Here is a 16,866-nt window from a genome sequence, read left to right as displayed (position 1 = left end):
TTATCCCTTGCGGCTGTCGGTCACGCGCAGCACGGTGGCGTAGCCGCTGTCGCCCGCCGCGCAGCCGGTGAACAGGCCCACGCCGCCGCCGCGCAGCACCAGCTCTTCGATCAGTTCGATGATGGCGCGCAAACCCGTGGGGGCTTGCGGGTGGCCCCAGATGATGGAGCTGCCATAGTTGTTCATCTTCTCCCAGGCAAAGCCGGTGTCGCGGGCCAGCGCAATGTCATTCACCGCGAAGGGGTTGTGGGTCTTGATGGCGTGGATGTCGGCAATCGACAGCCCGGCGTTTTTCAAGGCGTTGAAGGCGGCGGGTGACGGGGCCATGGGCATGTAGCCGGGCTCCACGCGGGCCTGGCCGAAGCCCAAAATCTCCACTTCGATGTTTGGGTTGGTCGATGCGGCGCGGGCCAGGTCGCGCGTGGTAACGATGGCCCCGGCGTTGCCGTCGGCCGGGTGGGTTTGGCCGCCGAAGGTGACCGTGCCGCCGTCCTTCACCGGCTTGAGTTTCGCCAGCCCTTCGGCAGTGGTGGGGAAGATGCCTTCGTCGGCACTGAGCACACCGGTTTGCTTGCGGAACTTGGCGTCGGTCAAAGGCACCTCGGCCATGTAGCGCTTCTGGAACGCCCGGTCGTTGGCCAGCGCCTGCTGGTACTGGCCGTAGCGGTGCAGCTTCAGTTCGTGCTGCTCGGCGGTGCTGATGCCGTAACGGGCGGCCACGTTTTCGCCGGTTTGCAGCATGGGGTTTTTGGCGTACGGGTCATGGCCCATGTTGTCGGGCACCCAGTGCTCGGTGGTGCCGTAGCCGCCGGTGCCGGTGGGGTCGGGGTAGTAGAGCACCGGGCCGTTGGACTGGCGGTCGGCCATCACCAGCAGCGCGCTGGTGGCGGTGCCGCACTGCACTTCCTGCGCGGCCATTTGCAGGGCGCGTACGCTGGTGGCGCAGGCCTGCTGGATAGTGGGGCCGGCCACCCGGTCGATCCCCATCAACCCGGTGACGTAGGGCAGGCCATAGAAGCTGCCTTTTTGCGGGTTGGTCAGGCCCAGGATGGCCAGGTCGATCTGCCCCATGTCGTAGCCGCGTGCGGCCAGGGCTTGTTTGCCCACGCTGGCGGCCAGCGGCAAGGCGTTCAAATGGGCCAGCGAACCCTGCCATTTGGCAAACGGGGTCGACCAGTAAACCCCGTAGGGAATGTATGCGGACATGGCTTTTCCTTGCGCCCAAATGGGCAAATTTGATTATTTATCATAACTATATTTCGACCCCGAAAAGCTAGGGAAAGCACCTACGATAGAGTCCCCAATCCCGCTTGTTTTAGTTATTTTTCATAACCATAATCCAACCAACGAAGAGCACACCATGACCACACACAACCCCGACATTTCCCTCGACATCTGCGGCGACGACCACGAAATCGCCGTCATCCGCCTGACCCGCCCCGCCAAGCGCAATGCCTTGAACGACGGCCTCATCCTGGCGCTACGCAACCTGCTCGACGGCCTGCCCGGCACGGTGCGGGCCGCGGTGATCGACGGCGAAGGCCCGCACTTCTGCGCCGGCCTGGACTTGAGCGAGCTCAAAGACCGCGACGCGGGCCAGGGCCTGATGCATTCCCGCATGTGGCACGCCGCGCTGGAGCGGGTGCAGTTCGGCCCGGTGCCGGTGGTGGCGGCGCTGCACGGCGCGGTGGTGGGTGGCGGGCTGGAGCTGGCCAGCGCCTGCCACATCCGCGTGGCCGATGACTCCACCTTCTACGCCCTGCCCGAAGGCTCGCGGGGCATCTTTGTGGGCGGCGGCGGCGCAGTGCGCATTCCGCGCCTGATCGGCACCGCCCGCATGACCGACATGATGATGACGGGCCGCGTCTACAACGCGGTAGACGGCGAACGCATCGGCATGGCCCAGTACCTGGTGCCCACCGGCGAAGCCTTTGCCAAGGCACTGGAGCTGGCCAAGCGCATCGCCCAGAACGCACCGCTGACCAACTACGCGCTGATGCACGCCCTGCCGCGCATTGCCGAGCAGCCGTCCGACCAGGGCTTCATGACCGAAGCCATGATGGCCGCCATCGCCCAGAGCGCGCCCGAAGCCAAGGACCGCGTGCGCGCCTTCCTGGATGGACGGGCCGCCAAAGTCCAGAAAGCCTGAGAACCCGAGAAGCCCACGCCATGTCCGCCCCCACCTACCGCCCCCTGCGCTTCGGCGTCACCCATGTCACCACCCGTGACACGCCAGACGGCGTGCGTTATGTGCGGGCCGCGCAAGACCTGCTGCCCTACCCCACGCGCCTGACCGACCGGCTGGCGCACTGGGCCCAGGCCACGCCCGACCAGACCTGGATGGCCCAGCGCGTGAAAAACGCCGACGGCAGCCTGGGCGACTGGCGGCACATCAGCTACGCACAGGCCTGGCAGTCGGCCCGCAACATCGCCCAGGCTTTGTTGGGGCTGGACCTCAGCCCCGAGCGGCCCGTCGTGATCCTGAGCGAAAACGACCTGGACCACGCCCTGCTGTCCCTGGGCTGCCTGGTGGCCGGTGTGCCGCAATGCACCGTGTCCACCGCCTACAGCACCATCAGCCAAGACTTCGACAAGCTGCGCCACGTGCTGCAAACACTGACGCCCGGCCTGGTGTTTGCCAGCAGCGGCGAGCGCTTTGCCCGCGCCATCACCGCCACCGTGGGGCCCGACGTGCACGTGGTGCTGGGCAGCGGCAGCATCCCCGGGCGCAACACCACACCCTTCAGCGATCTGCTCAACACCCCCGCCACCCCGGCGGTGGATGCCGCGCACGCCGCCATCACCGGCGACCACATTGCCAAGTTCATGTTCACCTCGGGCTCGACCAAGCTGCCCAAGGCGGTGGTGGTGACGCACGGCATGTGGAGCGCCAACCTGCAGCAGATGAACCAGTCCATGCCGGTGCTGGCCGAGGAGCCCCCGGTGCTGGTCGATTGGCTGCCGTGGAACCACACCTTTGGCGGCAACCACAACTTTGGCATCGTCATCTACAACGGCGGCACCCTGTACCTGGACGAAGGCAAGCCCACGCCCAAGGGCATGGCCGAGACCCTGCGCAACCTGCGCGAGATTGCGCCCACCATCTACTTCAACGTGCCCACCGGCTTCGAGGTGCTGGCCGAGGCCCTGCAGACCGACGCACTGCTGCGCAAAAACCTGTTCAGCCGCGTCAAGATGTTCTTCTTTGCCGCCGCCGCGCTGTCGCAACCCATCTGGGATGCCCTGTTTGCCAGCGCCGAGCGCGAGGTGGGCGAGCGCATCGTGATGAACACCGGCCTGGGCATGACCGAAGGCACGCCGTTTTGCATCGCCGTCAACAGCCCCAACGTCAAGGCAGGCTACATCGGCGTGCCCACGCCCGGCCTGGAGCTGAAACTGGTGCCCACCGACGGCAAGACCGAGGTGCGCTACCGCGGCCCCAACATCACCCCCGGCTACTGGCGCAACCCCGAGTCCACCCGCGACAGCTTTGACGAGGAAGGCTTCTTCTGCTCGGGCGACGCAGTGCAGTGGATCGACCCGGACGACGTGCACCAGGGCCTGAAGTTCGACGGCCGCATCGCCGAAGACTTCAAGCTCAGCACCGGCACCTTCGTCAGCGTGGGCCCCATGCGCGCCAAGGTGATTGCCGCCGGTGCACCCTACGTGCAAGACGTGGTGCTCACCGGCATCAACATGAAGGAGCTGGGCGCGCTGCTGCTGCCCACCGCCGCCTGCCGCGCACTCAGCGGCCTGCCCGACAGCGCCAGCCTGCAAGAGGTGCTGCACAGCGCGCCGGTGCAAGCCCACTTCCAGCAGGTCGTCAACACCCTGGCCGCCGCCTCCACCGGCAGCGCCACCCGCATCGCCCGCGCCCTGTTGCTGGCCGAGCCGCCCTCGCTGGACAAGGGCGAGATCACCGACAAGGGCTCGATCAACCAGCGCGCCGTGCTGCAGCACCGCGCCGCCCTGGTCGAAGCCCTGCACGCCGACACCCTGCCCCACATCCTCAAACCAACCGGAGCCCCCCAATGAACCCCTCAGGACAAGCCGCCCTCGTCACCGGAGCCGCCTCCGGCCTGGGCGAAGCCACCGCCCGCGAACTTGCCCGCCTGGGTGCCAAGGTCGCGGTGCTTGACGTGAACATGGCACTGGCCGAAAAGGTCGCCGCCGAGATCGGTGGCGTAGCCTGCCAGTGCGACATCACCAACCCCGACAGCGTCAGCGCCTCCATAGCCAAAGCCGCTGCCGCCCATGGCCCGGCGCGCATTCTGATGAACGTGGCCGGTATTGGCGGCGCCAAGCGCGTGGTGCAAAAAGACGGCAGCGCCGCACCGCTGGACGCGTTTGCCAAGGTGATTGCCGTCAACCTCATCGGCACCTACAACATGACCCGGCTGTTTGCCGCCGCCTGCGCCCAGTTGGAGCCGCAAGACGGTGGCGAACGCGGCGTTATTTTGTTCACCGCATCGGTTGCCGCATTCGATGGCCAGGTGGGCCAGCAGGCCTACAGCGCGTCCAAGGGCGGACTGGTGGGCATGACGCTGCCCATGGCCCGCGACCTGGCACAGCACGGCATACGGGTGTGCACCATTGCCCCCGGCCTGTTTGCCACGCCGCTGATGCAAGAGCTGCCCGAGGCAGTGCAGGCCTCGCTGGCGGCCAGCATCCCCTTCCCGTCGCGCCTGGGCAAGCCGTCTGAATTTGCCGAGCTGGCCGCGCACGTGGTGACCAACGGCCACCTGAACGGCGAAGTGATCCGCCTGGACGGCGCGCTGCGCATGGCCCCCCGCTGACCCTAAAAATAAAAGAGATCAGGAGACAAAAAAATGCAAACCACCGCCACCCATGCTCCTCCCGGCAGCGCCGGGTCCACTAAATCCGCCACGCTGTTTCTGTGCTTCGTGGTGGCCCTGCTGGAGGGGCTGGACCTGCAGTCTGCAGGCATCGCCGCCTCGCGCATCGGCGCAGAATTCCACCTGCTGCCGCCGCAGATTGGCGGCATGTTCAGCGCCGGTCTGTTGGGCCTGCTGCCCAGCGCCATCTTTGGCGGCTGGCTGTCGGACCGCATCGGGCGCAAGAAGGTGCTGATCGGCTCGGTGCTGATCTTTGGCCTGTTCTCGCTGGCCACCGCCCATGTGTGGGACTACCCCAGCCTGCTGGCGGCGCGCTTTCTGACCGGCCTGGGCCTGGGTGCGGCGCTGCCGATCCTGATCGCCCTGTCGTCCGAGGCCGCCGAGCCGCACAACCGCAGCATTGCCGTCAGCATCACCTACGCCGGTGTGCCGCTGGGCGGTGCCATTGCCGCCGTGCTGGGCATGGTGAACTTTGGCGGCGACTGGCGCGGCCTGTTCTATGTGGGCGGCGTGGTGCCCATGGTGATTGCCCTGCTGTTGCTGGTGCTGCTGCCCGAGTCGCGGGCCTACCGCGAACGCCAGCAGGCCCCGGCCAGCCCCTCGCGCACCGCCGGTGGCTTGTCGGGCCTGTTCACCCAAGGCATGTGGAAGCCCACCCTGCTGCTGTGGCTGGCCAGCTTCTTTGTGCTCACCGTGCTGTACATGCTGCTGAACTGGCTGCCGTCGCTGCTGCAAGGCAAGGGCTTCAGCCGCGCCGATGCCGGGCTGGTGCAACTGGTCTTCAACTTCGGCGGCGCCGCGGGCTCGCTGGTGGTGGGGCGGCTGATGGATTCGCCACGCCGCATTGCCACCGCCCTGGCCATCTACGGCGGCATGCTGCTGTCGCTGGCCGGGCTGGGCCTGTCGGACAGCTTTGCGCTGGTGGTGCTGGCCGGGCTGCTGGCCGGGTTCTGCTCGCTGGGCGGCCAGGTGGTGTTGTACGCCACAGCCCCGGCGCTGTACCCCACCTCCAACCGCGGCACCGGCGTGGGCGCCTCCATCACCGTGGGCCGCCTGGGTGCCATCGGCGGGCCGATGATTGCCGGGCAGATTCTGGCCGCCGGCATGGGCGTGGCCGGGGTGATGGCCGCATCGGCCCCCGGCATCGTGGTGGCCGCCATCGCCGCCCTGGCGCTGATGCGCTCGCCGCACCGATCCACCCGCTGAAATTTAAGTAAAAACCGCTTCTCGCGCTTATTCCATGGGCATGAGAAGCTCCTAAATCAGGAGCAAAGGTGCTGCCGCCATGCGGCACCCTGGCCTGAGCTACGACCGCGCACTGCGCAACCCCGTCCACCCACCAGAGTACCCGGAGACATCCATGAAAAACAACATCCACCGCTTCACCCTGACCGCCCTGGCCGCCTTCGGCGCCCTCGCCGCCGCCGGTGCCGTCCAGGCCCAGAACGTCACCCTGTACGGTGTCATCGATACCGGCATTGAAACCGTGAGCAACACCGCCGCCGGGGGCACCCTGACCCGCATGCCGTCCAACACCGGCATCTTTGCATCGCGCTGGGGCATGCGCGGCAAGGAAGACCTGGGCGGTGGCCTGGCCGCCGTGTTCACCCTGGAATCGGGCTTCTCGCCCGACACCGGCGCCATGGGCCAGGGCGGCCGCCTGTTTGGCCGCCAGGCGCTGGTGGGCCTGAGCGGCGACTGGGGCGCCGTGACCCTGGGCCGCCAGTACAGCATGCTGTATTGGTCGATGATGGATGCCGACATCGTCGGCCCCAGCGTGTTTGGCGTGGGTTCGCTGGATGCCTACGTGCCCAATTCACGGCATGACAACGCCATCGTCTACCGGGGCAAGTTCGATGCCCTCAGCGTCGGCGCCAGCTACAGCCTGGGCCGCGACACGGTGAACGCCGGGCCCTCGCCCGTGGGTACCAACTGCCCCGGCGAAAGCGGCAGCGACGCCCAGGCCTGCCGCGCCTGGTCACTGATGGCCAAGTACGACACCGCCAGCTGGGGTGCCGCCCTGGCCTACGACCTGCAGCATGGCCGCACGCTCACCAGCGCCACCGACACGGTGTTCGGCGGCCTGACCAGCAGCGACAAGACCGATGCCCGCCTGTCCGTCAACGGCTACGCCAAGTTCGGCGATGCCAAACTGGCCGCCGGCCTGATCCGCCGCGACAACGACGGCAGCGCCACCCGCCCCAAGAGCAACCTGTGGTACGTGGGTGCGTCCTACGCCCTCAGCCCCGCCTGGACGGTGGACGGCACCGTGGCCCGCCTGGCCTACAAAGACGTGTCCAACGCCGACTCCACCCTGGTGGCGGTGCGCGCGCTGTACAAGCTGAGCAAGCGCACCACGGTGTACGGCCAGCTCGGCCACATCAGCAACCAGAGCGCCGTGGCGGTGTCCGTCAGCGGCGGTGCCACCGGCAGCAACCCAGCCCTCGGTGGCAGCCAGACCGGCACCATGGTTGGCATCAACCACGCCTTCTAAAAAAACCGCACCGGAGACCACCATGCAACACCGTCGCCACTTCCTCCATACCGCCGCCAGTGCCGCTGCCCTGGCCGCCTTCGCCCCCTTGCATGCCCTGGCCCAGGGCGTGGACCAGGTGAAGATCTACTACGGCTTTCCGCCCGGCAGCTCGGGCGACAGCGTGGCCCGCCGCGTGGGCGAGAAGCTGGCCGGTACCGCCTACTGCAAGACCGCCGCCGTGGTGGACAACAAGCCCGGTGCGGGCGGCCGCATCGCCCTGGAGGCGCTCAAGAGTGCGCCCGCCGACGGCTCGGTGCTGGCGCTGGCGCCGGTGTCGGCCATGTCGGTGTACCCGCACATCTACGCCAAGCTCAGCTACGACCCGAAGGACTTCGCCACGGTGTCCATCGGCGCGGTGATGCACCACGGCCTGGCGGTTGGCCCGGCGGTGCCACCCACCGTGAAGTCGCTGAAAGACTTTCTGGCCTGGGCCAAGGCCAATCCCGACCAGGCCAGCTACGGCTCGCCGGGCGCGGGCAGCATGCCGCACCTGCTGGGGGCGCTGCTGGGCATCCGCTCCAAGGTGGAGCTCAAGCACGTGCCCTACCGCGGCACCGTGCCCGGCATCACCGATCTGGTGGGCGGCCAGATTGCCTCCACCATGAACCCCAGCGGCGACTACCTGGCCTATGTGAAGGCGGGCAAGCTGCGCGTGCTGGCCACCTCGGGCCCGATCCGCTCGCCCTACTACCCCGACGTGCCCACCTTTGCCGAGCAGGGCTTTCCCGACCTGGTGGTGGAGGAATGGTTTGGCTTCTACGCCCCGGCCAAAACCCCGCCCGCCACCCTGGCCCTGGCCAACGCCGCCATCACCGCGGCGCTGAAAGACAAGGTGGTGCTGGACAGCCTGGCCCTGGTCGGCCTGATCGCCCGGGGCTCCACCCAGGAAGACATGGCCAAGTCGCAAAAGGCCGAGTTCGAGCGCTGGGGCCCGTTGGTGAAACAAATCGGTTTCAGCGCAGAGTCCTGATTTATAAGAAATAGCCCTCTACCGCCCATTCCATGGGCGGTACAAGCTATCAAAACTAGAGCACACCCATGACATCCTTGACCGACATCGCCTTCATCCTCAACGACGTGCTGCAGGCCCCCGCCCAGTGGCAGGCCCTGCCGCCGTTTGCCGACACCGATGCCGACCTGGCGCTGCAGGTGTTGGAGGAAGCAGGCAAGTTTGTCACCAGCGTGGTGGCCCCGCTGCAGCGTGTGGGTGACGAGGTGGGTTGCCGGTTTGCGGCGGGCCAGGTGAGCACGCCACCGGGTTTCAAAGAGGCCTACCAGGCCTTCTGGCAGGCCGGGTGGCCTTCGCTCTCGTGCGCGGTGGAAGACGGTGGCCAGGGCCTGCCTGCGGTGCTGGAGGGCGTGCTGTTTGAAATGCTGGCCGGGGCCAACCACGGCTGGACCATGGCCCCCGGCCTGTTGCACGGGGCCTACGCCTGCCTGAAGCACCACGGCAGCCAGGCGCTGAAAGACGCGTACTTGGAGAAAATCGCTACCGGCGAATGGCTGGCCACCATGTGCTTGACGGAAGCCCACGCAGGCAGCGACCTGGGCCTGGTGCGCACCAAGGGCACACCCCAGCCGGACGGCAGCGTGCGGGTGAACGGCAGCAAGATTTTCATCTCCGGCGGCGAGCACGACCTGACCGACAACATCGTCCACCTGGTGCTGGCCCGCCTGCCCGATGCGCCCCCCGGTCCCAAAGGCCTGTCGCTGTTTCTGGTGCCCAAGGTGTTGCCCGACGGCAGCATGAATACCTTAGTCTGCGAACGTATCGAAGAAAAAATGGGCCTGCACGGCAGCCCCACCTGCGTGATGCGTTTTGACGATGCGATTGGCTGGCCGGTGGGCGAGCCCCACAAGGGCCTGAACGCCATGTTTGTGATGATGAACGCCGCCCGCCTGCACGTGGGCCTGCAGGGCGTGGGCCTGCTGGAAGCCGCCTGGCAAAAAGCCCATGCCTACGCGCAAGAGCGCCGCCAGATGCGCGCGCCCACATCCGCCAGTGGCCCGAGCCTGATCAATGAGCATCCCGCCATCCGCCGCATCCTCGCCACCCAGCGCGCCTGGATCGACGGCGGCCGGGTGCTGGCCTACCACACCGCCCTGCAGCTGGACGTGGCCGCGCACAGCCCGGACGCCGCCCAACGCGCCGCCGCGCAGCGCTGGTGCGCCCTGGTCACCCCGGTGCTGAAAGCGGCCATGACCGACCAGGCCTTTGCCGGGGCCAGCGCCTGCCTGCAGGTGTTTGGCGGCCACGGCTACATCCGCGAGTGGGGCATAGAGCAGATCGTGCGCGACAGCCGCGTGGCGATGATCTACGAGGGCACCAACGAGATCCAGGCCATCGACCTGCTGGTGCGCAAGGTGCTGGCCGACGGCGGTGCGGGCATCTGCGCCCTGCTGGCCGGGCTACCCGCCAGCGCCCACCGCGATGCGCTGGTAGAGACCACCGACGCCCTGGTACAGGCCGCCCCCACCGACCCCGAACTCCCCTACTGGGTGGCCGACGACTACCTGCGCGCCGTGGCCCTGGTGCTGCTGGAATCCGCCTGGAGCCGCATCAGCGCCGCCAGCCAGGATGCGCGCTGGACCACCCCGGCCCAGGCCTTCCACACCTGGGTACTGCCCGAGTGCGGCATGCGCCTGGCCACCATTCGCCAGCGCTTGAATTTATAAGAAAAGTGCCGTTAGCGCTTATTCCAACAGCACAAGCAGCTACCAATTAAGTAGCAAACCGGTTTCCCCGCCCGCAGCGTGTACAGCGATGGTCCAGGCCACGCTGCGGGCTCCCCTGCGCCTGGCCCTTGGAGACAACACCATGACACGAAGAATTTCCCCCGGCTGGCTGGCGGCATCCCTGCTGCCCACCGCCTTGCTGGTCGGCTGTGGCGGCTCGGACGATGCGCTGCCCCAGCTCACGGTGGCCACTCCGGCCACCCTGCAATCCTGCGCCACCCTGGCCAGCAGCCTGGCCCTGCCCAACACCAGCATCACCTCGTCCGTGCCGGTGGCCGAAGGCGCGCTGGTGGCCACCGGGGTCAGCACGCCCATCCCGGCGCATTGCCTGGTCAAAGGCAAGATGAACCAGCGCACCAGCCCGGTCGACGGTGCCAGCTACGCCATCGGCTTCGAGATCCGCCTGCCGGTGGCCTGGAATGGCCGTTTTCTGTACCAGGCCAACGGCGGGCTGGACGGCAGCGTGGTCACCGCCCTGGGCAACACCAGCGGTGGCGCCCCGGTCGCGCCCGGCCTGAGCCAGGGCTTTGCGGTGCTCAGCTCGGATGCCGGGCACGGCGCGCCCACGCCCTTCTTCGGGCTGGACCCGCAGGCCCGGCTGGACTACGGCTACCAGGCCGTGGCCAGCCTCACCCCCATGGCCAAGAACCTGATCAAAACCGCCTACGGCAAATCGCCCGACCGCTCGTACTTCGCAGGCTGCTCCAACGGTGGGCGCCACGCCATGGTGGCCGCGGCCCGCTACGGCGACCAGTACGACGGCATTCTGGCGGGCAACCCCGGCTTTCACCTGCCCAAGGCCGCCACCACCCAGCTCTGGAAAGCCCAGCAGTACGCCAGCATCTCCAGCCTGGACAGCAGCAACCAGCCGGTGCTGACCAGCGCCGTGACCCCGGCCGAATTCAAGATGGTCAGCGACAAAATCGTCGCCAAGTGCGACGCGCTGGACGGCGTGGTCGACGGCCAGGTGCAAGACGTGGCCACCTGCCAGGCCGCCTTCAACCTGCAAACCGACGTGCCCAGTTGCAGCGGCGCCCGCGACGGCAGCTGCCTGAGCCCGGCGCAGAAAACCGTGCTGACCAGCATCTTTGCCGGGCCCAAGAACAGCCAGGGCCAGGCGCTGTACAAGGGCACCTGGTTCGACCCGGGCATTGCCGGGGCCAACTTTGCCAGCTGGCACTTTGGCTCGCCCGCCACCCGGGATGCGGGCGCGGTGGCCTTCATCTTCACCACGCCGCCCAGCACGGTGGCCGCCTTTAACGCCAGCACCGGGCTGCAGTACGCGCTGAACTTCAGCATGGACACCGACTACCCCAAGATGTTTGCCACCAACAGCACCTACACCGATTCGTCCTGGTCGTTCATGGTGCCGCCGGATGAAACCAACCTGGCCACCCTGCGCAACCGCGGTGCCAAGCTGATGGTCTACCACGGCGTGGCCGACGGCGTGTTCTCCCCGGTGGACACCGCCGACTGGATGGACCGCCTGCAAACCGCCAACGGCGGCAGCGCCGACCGCTTTGCCCGCCTGTTCCTGGTGCCCGGCATGAACCACTGCTCCGGCGGCCTGGCCACCGACCAGTTCGACATGCTGGCCCCGCTGGTCAACTGGGTCGAAAAAGGCCAGGCCCCCGACAGCGTGCTGGCCCACGCCCGCGGCGCCGGTGCCAACGTGGTCAACACCGAGCTGCCCGCCTCCTGGTCGCCCACCCGCACCCGGCCCTTGTGCGTCTACCCCAAGGTGGCACGCTACAAGGGCAGCGGCGACGTGGAAAGTGCCGACAGCTTCAGCTGCAAGTAGCTGTCAATAGGTGTGCACCATGGGGCTGAAAACGGCTGGCAAAATAGCGCCATGACCGTATCCAGCCCCCCCAAGTTCGCCAGCACCGTCGACAGCACCATGCTGGAGGGCCTGGTGGGCTACAACGCCCGCCGGGCCTACCTGGTCATCATCGAGATCTTTTTGAAGCGCATGGCGGTGTACGACCTGCGCACGGTGGACTTCTCCATCCTGTCGCTGATCACGCACAACCCCGGCATCACCTCGCGCCAGCTCTCCGCCACCCTCAGCCTGCTGCCGCCCAACGTGGTCGGCATGGTCAGCGCCCTGGAAAAACGCGGCCTGATCGAACGCCAGCCCCACCCCCTGGATGGCCGTGCCGTGGGCCTGCATCTGACCCCCGCTGGCGAAGCCCTGGTGGCAGAAGCCGAAAGCACCGTAGAACGGCTGGAAATCGAAGCCACCAGCAGCCTGACGGCCACCGAGCGCAAAACGCTGATTCGCTTGCTGCAAAAAATATACCGGACGTAATTCAGTTACAGCGCAGATACCTCGTGCATACAATGCTATTAAACTAGTAGCAGTTTTGATTTTTGCGGTATAGTTGGTCCACTGCATTGGCGTGTAAGAACCCGTTCCAAGCGTCTTGCACGGCCCCAACCAATACACCGAGGAGAACACACCATGAGTTCCAAAGAAAACGTCGCCGTCCACCAACTGCTGGCCCTGCTGGAATCCCGCTACGCCATCCGGGTGCTGTGGGCTCTGCGCGACGGACACGCCCAAACCTTCCGCCTGCTGCAAGACAGCGTGGGCGGTGTCACCCCCAACACCCTGAACACCCGCCTCAAAGAGCTGCGCGAAGCCGACCTGCTGACCCACGGCTCCGAAGGCTACAGCGTCACCCCCAGCGGTGCCGACCTGCTCAAGCGCCTGAGCGACCTGCAAGCCTTCGCCGGCAAGTGGTCCACCGCCCAGGCCAAGAAGGTCAAGTAACCGTCTGGATTCCAACAAAAAAGGGGCTGGGAAGTGATTCCCAGCCCCTTTTGCATGCCCATCAGGCCTTATTGAAGCTAAATTGCCCTGGCGCCTGGATCGGGTCCACTTCGACCTTGATCACGTCCTTGGGCGGGAACTTGCCTTCCAGCAGCAGCTTGGACAGCGGGTTCTCGATGCGCTGCTGGATCGCGCGCTTCAAGGGCCGCGCGCCAAACACCGGGTCGAAGCCGACCTTGGCCAGCTCGGCGATGGCCGCAGGGGAGATCTCCAGCGCCAGGTCCATCTTGGCCAGGCGGGCTTGCAGCACCTTGATCTGGATCGCGGCGATGGCCTCGATGTTCTTCGCGTCCAGCGCGTGGAACACCACGGTCTCGTCGATGCGGTTCAAGAATTCCGGGCGGAAGTAGTTCTTCAGCTCGTCCTGCACCGCGTCCTTGATGTCCTCGTAGTCCTGGCCCACCATGTTCTGGATGATGGGCGAGCCGATGTTGCTGGTCATCACGATCACGGTGTTCTTGAAGTCCACAGTACGGCCCTGGCCGTCCGTCAGGCGGCCATCGTCCAGCACCTGCAGCAGCACGTTGAAGACATCCGGGTGGGCCTTTTCCACCTCGTCCAGCAGCAGCACGCTGTAGGGCTTGCGGCGCACGGCCTCGGTCAGGTAGCCGCCCTCCTCGTAGCCCACGTAGCCGGGCGGCGCGCCAATCAGGCGGGCCACCGAATGCTTCTCCATGAACTCGCTCATGTCGATGCGCACCAGGTGGTCTTCCGAGTCGAACAGAAAGCCCGCCAGCGCCTTGCACAGCTCGGTCTTGCCCACGCCCGTGGGGCCCAGGAACAGGAAGGAGCCGGTGGGCCGGTTCGGGTCAGACAGGCCTGCGCGGCTGCGGCGGATGGCGTTAGCTACCGCCGTGATGGCCTCGTCCTGGCCCACCACGCGGTCGTGCAGCTTGACCTCCATCTGCAGCAGCTTGTCGCGCTCGCCCTGCATCAGTTTGCTCACTGGAATGCCGGTGGCACGGGCCACCACTTCGGCGATTTCCTCCGCGCCCACCTGGGTGCGCAGCAGGCGCGGCGCGCTGGTGGCGCCTTTGACAGATTCCTTGTCTTGGGTTTCCTTGAGTTGCTTTTCCAGCTCGGGCAGCTTGCCGTATTGCAGCTCGGCGACCTTGTTGAAGTCGCCCTTGCGCTTGAGTTCTTCGATCTGGAAGCGCATTTTCTCAATCGCCTCCATCACCTGCGCGCTGCCCTGGGCCTGGGCTTTTTCGGATTGCCAGATCTCGTCGTAGTCGGCGATCTCTTTTTGCAGCTTGGCAATTTCTTCCTCGATCAGGCCAAAGCGCTTGACCGAAGACTCGTCTTTCTCGCGGCGCACGGCTTCGCGCTCGATCTGCAGCTGGATCAGGCGGCGGTCGAGCTTGTCCATCACCTCGGGCTTGGAGTCCATCTCGATCTTGATCTTGGCCGCGGCCTCGTCGATCAGATCGATCGCCTTGTCGGGCAGGAAGCGGTCGGTGATGTAGCGGTGGCTGAGCTCGGCGGCGGCCACGATGGCCGGGTCGGTGATCTGCACGCCGTGGTGCACTTCGTACTTTTCCTGCAGGCCGCGCAGGATGGCGATGGTGGCCTCCACCGTGGGCTCGCCCACCAGAATCTTCTGGAAGCGGCGCTCCAGGGCGGCGTCTTTCTCGATGTATTTGCGGTATTCGTCCAGCGTGGTGGCGCCCACGCAGTGCAGCTCGCCGCGCGCCAGGGCGGGCTTGAGCATGTTGCCCGCATCCATGGCGCCCTCGGCCTTGCCCGCGCCCACCATGGTGTGCAGCTCGTCGATGAAGACGATGGTCTGGCCTTCGTCCTTGGCCAGCTCTTTGAGCACGGTCTTCAGGCGCTCTTCGAATTCACCGCGGAACTTGGCCCCGGCCAGCAGGGCCGCCATGTCCAGCGAGAGTACGCGCTTGCCTTTGAGCGATTCGGGCACCTCGCCCGCCACGATGCGCTGGGCCAGGCCTTCGACGATGGCGGTCTTGCCCACGCCGGGCTCGCCGATCAGCACCGGGTTGTTCTTGGTGCGGCGCTGCAGCACCTGGATGGCGCGGCGGATTTCGTCGTCGCGGCCAATCACCGGGTCCAGCTTGCCCATGCGGGCGCGCTCGGTTAGGTCCAGGCAGTATTTCTTGAGGGATTCGCGCTGGCCTTCGGCATCGGCGTTGTCCACGTTCTGGCCGCCGCGCACCGCGTCAATCGCCGCTTCCAGCGATTTGCGGGTCAGGCCCGCGGCCCGCACCTGCTGGGCAAAGTCGGCCTTGCTATCGGTCAGGGCCAGCAAAAACAGCTCGCCCGAGACGAACTGGTCACCGCGCTTGATGGCTTCTTTCTCGGCCCCCTGCAGCAGGCTGACGAAGTCGCGGCTGGGCTGCACCTGGTCTTGCCCGTGCACCGTGGGCAGCTTCTTGAGCGCCGCCTCGGCCACCGCCAGCAGGCCGGGCACGTTCACGCCCGCGCGCTGCAGCAGCGCCTGCGGGCCGTCGTCCTGGCGCAGCATGGCCGCCAGCACGTGGGCGGGCTCGATGTAGCCGTGGTCGGCACCGAGTGCCAGGGTTTGTGCGTCGCCCAGGGCTTCCTGGAATTTGGTAGTAAGTTTGTCTTGTCGCATGTGGATCTCCAATGCTGTGACAGATGGGCCGGATGCCTGCATTTTCAAGGCGCTGCAGTGGGCAAGCTTGCGCCAGATCAAACCAGGGGTAGATAAAGAATCAGGCTCTTGTGCCGATGGGACAGGCGCAGGCAGCTATAAAAACAGAAGCAGATGCGACGGAGCCCAAAGTCCTAAAATTGGTCCATGAACATCCACCAGCTCTCGGCCCGCTACAACCAGGAGCAAGACCGCATTCTGGTGCGCATCAACTCCACCGAGGGTTCCGAGATGCGCCTGTGGCTCACCCGCCGCCTCACCCTGGCCCTGTGGCCCACGCTGAACAAGGCGGTGGTGGAGCATGTGGCGCGCCAGGACGGCAGTGCCTCCCACCTGCGCGATGAGGCCAGCAAGAAGATGCTGGCCGACTTCCAGCGCGAAGCCGTGCTGCGGGATGCCGACTTTTCCACCCCCTACCAGGACGCGCCCGATGCCGTCGCGCCCACCACCTTGCCCCTGGGCAGCGCCCCGCTGCTGGTGACCGAGGTGCGCATCACACCGGTGGCCAATGGCCCCCTGAAAATCGCCTTCAACGAGCAGCTGGCGGGCCAGGCCGACGGCCGCGGCTTCCAGGTGGAACTGGCCCCGCCGCTGGTGCACGGCCTGGTGCAACTGCTGGAGCGCGCCTTGCAGCAGTCGGCCTGGAGCGAAGGCAGCGAGGTGCTGGGCCCGCCGCCCTTGCCCACCAGCGACGCGCCGGTGGCGGCAGACCGGCCCAAGTACCTGAATTAGGCGGCCACCGGGCCAGCCTCAAGCGTTGCTGGCGGCAATGCCCCAGCGCTGCAGGGCGGCGTCGTCCTGCACGCGGGCATCCACCCAGCGCTCACCTTGCGGGGTGGTTTCCTTCTTCCAGAACGGGGCCTGGGTTTTCAGGTAGTCCATCAAAAATTCGCAGGCCTGGAACGCCTGGCCCCGGTGCGCCGAGCTCACCGCCACCCAGACAATCGGGTCCAGCGGCTGCAGCAGGCCCACGCGGTGGATCACCTGGGCAGCGTAGATGTCGAAGCGGGCCAAAGCCTGGTCCACCATGGCCTCGATGGCGCGCTCGGTCATGCCGGGGTAGTGCTCCAGCTCCAGGCTCAGCACCTCGCCCGTGGCATCGGGGTGCCAGTCGCGCACGGTGCCCAAAAAGCTCACCACCGCGCCCACGCGGCGGTCGCCCTGGCGCAGCGCGTCCAGCTCGGCGCGGGGGTCGAAATCGGCGGTCTGGATGCGAACACGGGGTGAAGTCATGCGGCTATTTTGCATCCAGTACAGTGGCTATTTT

Annotated in this window: 14 protein-coding genes; 11 read left to right on the top strand and 3 right to left on the bottom strand. The window is 66.6% G+C overall.

Annotated features, from left to right (window positions below):
* On the bottom strand, positions 1 to 1,206 hold the full coding sequence (locus AB3G31_RS05735) for a thiolase family protein (protein WP_367849234.1): 1,206 nt from the start codon (positions 1,204 to 1,206) through the stop codon (positions 1 to 3).
* Between the two features lie 154 nt (positions 1,207 to 1,360).
* Between AB3G31_RS05735 and AB3G31_RS05730 the strand changes: the two genes are divergently transcribed.
* The 10 genes from AB3G31_RS05730 (at position 1,361) to AB3G31_RS05685 (ending at position 12,904) form a co-directional block, all read left to right on the top strand.
* A complete protein-coding gene (locus tag AB3G31_RS05730; RefSeq protein WP_367849233.1) occupies positions 1,361 to 2,149 on the top strand; it encodes a crotonase/enoyl-CoA hydratase family protein in 789 nt (262 codons plus the stop codon).
* 20 nt (positions 2,150 to 2,169) lie between these two features.
* The gene (locus AB3G31_RS05725) at positions 2,170 to 4,035 is read left to right on the top strand and encodes a feruloyl-CoA synthase (RefSeq protein ID WP_367849232.1); all 1,866 of its coding nucleotides are present in this window, start codon (positions 2,170 to 2,172) and stop codon (positions 4,033 to 4,035) included.
* On the top strand, positions 4,032 to 4,796 hold the full coding sequence (locus tag AB3G31_RS05720; RefSeq protein ID WP_367849231.1) for an SDR family NAD(P)-dependent oxidoreductase: 765 nt from the start codon (positions 4,032 to 4,034) through the stop codon (positions 4,794 to 4,796). The genes AB3G31_RS05725 and AB3G31_RS05720 overlap by 4 nt, the downstream gene beginning before the upstream one ends.
* 33 nt (positions 4,797 to 4,829) lie before the next feature.
* Entirely contained in the window at positions 4,830 to 6,062 is a 1,233-nt protein-coding gene (gene mhpT, locus AB3G31_RS05715; protein WP_367849230.1) for a 3-(3-hydroxy-phenyl)propionate transporter MhpT, read from the top strand.
* 154 nt (positions 6,063 to 6,216) lie between these two features.
* On the top strand, positions 6,217 to 7,350 hold the full coding sequence (locus tag AB3G31_RS05710) for a porin (protein ID WP_367849229.1): 1,134 nt from the start codon (positions 6,217 to 6,219) through the stop codon (positions 7,348 to 7,350).
* Positions 7,351 to 7,372: 22 nt separating this feature from the next.
* Positions 7,373 to 8,362 carry a Bug family tripartite tricarboxylate transporter substrate binding protein gene (locus AB3G31_RS05705; RefSeq protein ID WP_367849228.1) on the top strand — a complete coding sequence of 330 codons (990 nt, stop codon included), beginning with the start codon at positions 7,373 to 7,375 and terminating at the stop codon, positions 8,360 to 8,362.
* Between the two features lie 68 nt (positions 8,363 to 8,430).
* On the top strand, positions 8,431 to 10,068 hold the full coding sequence (locus AB3G31_RS05700) for an acyl-CoA dehydrogenase family protein (RefSeq protein ID WP_367849227.1): 1,638 nt from the start codon (positions 8,431 to 8,433) through the stop codon (positions 10,066 to 10,068).
* Positions 10,069 to 10,210: 142 nt separating this feature from the next.
* Positions 10,211 to 11,929 carry a tannase/feruloyl esterase family alpha/beta hydrolase gene (locus tag AB3G31_RS05695; protein ID WP_367849226.1) on the top strand — a complete coding sequence of 573 codons (1,719 nt, stop codon included), beginning with the start codon at positions 10,211 to 10,213 and terminating at the stop codon, positions 11,927 to 11,929.
* 51 nt (positions 11,930 to 11,980) lie between these two features.
* Complete coding sequence (locus AB3G31_RS05690) at positions 11,981 to 12,439, top strand: MarR family winged helix-turn-helix transcriptional regulator (protein WP_367849225.1); 459 nt, start codon at positions 11,981 to 11,983, stop codon at positions 12,437 to 12,439.
* Between the two features lie 153 nt (positions 12,440 to 12,592).
* Positions 12,593 to 12,904, top strand: a complete 312-nt coding sequence (locus AB3G31_RS05685) for a helix-turn-helix domain-containing protein (RefSeq protein ID WP_315190280.1) — start codon at positions 12,593 to 12,595, stop codon at positions 12,902 to 12,904.
* A gap of 61 nt (positions 12,905 to 12,965) precedes the next feature.
* On the opposite strand, the gene clpB is transcribed toward AB3G31_RS05685, so the two are convergent.
* Positions 12,966 to 15,560, bottom strand: a complete 2,595-nt coding sequence (clpB, locus tag AB3G31_RS05680) for an ATP-dependent chaperone ClpB (RefSeq protein WP_367849224.1) — start codon at positions 15,558 to 15,560, stop codon at positions 12,966 to 12,968.
* 186 nt (positions 15,561 to 15,746) lie between these two features.
* Between clpB and AB3G31_RS05675 the strand changes: the two genes are divergently transcribed.
* Entirely contained in the window at positions 15,747 to 16,331 is a 585-nt protein-coding gene (locus AB3G31_RS05675; RefSeq protein ID WP_367849223.1) for a hypothetical protein, read from the top strand.
* Positions 16,332 to 16,349: 18 nt separating this feature from the next.
* Here the strand turns inward: AB3G31_RS05675 and AB3G31_RS05670 are convergent, their stop codons facing one another.
* Positions 16,350 to 16,832 carry a molybdenum cofactor biosynthesis protein MoaE gene (locus AB3G31_RS05670; RefSeq protein ID WP_367849222.1) on the bottom strand — a complete coding sequence of 161 codons (483 nt, stop codon included), beginning with the start codon at positions 16,830 to 16,832 and terminating at the stop codon, positions 16,350 to 16,352.
* Between the last annotated feature and the right edge of the window lie 34 nt (positions 16,833 to 16,866).

The organism is Rhodoferax sp. WC2427 (assembly GCF_040822085.1).
Taxonomy (GTDB): Bacteria; Pseudomonadota; Gammaproteobacteria; order Burkholderiales; family Burkholderiaceae_C; genus Rhodoferax_B.
Note: the sequence above shows the minus strand (reverse complement) of the source record. Positions and strands in the feature narration are given on the sequence as shown.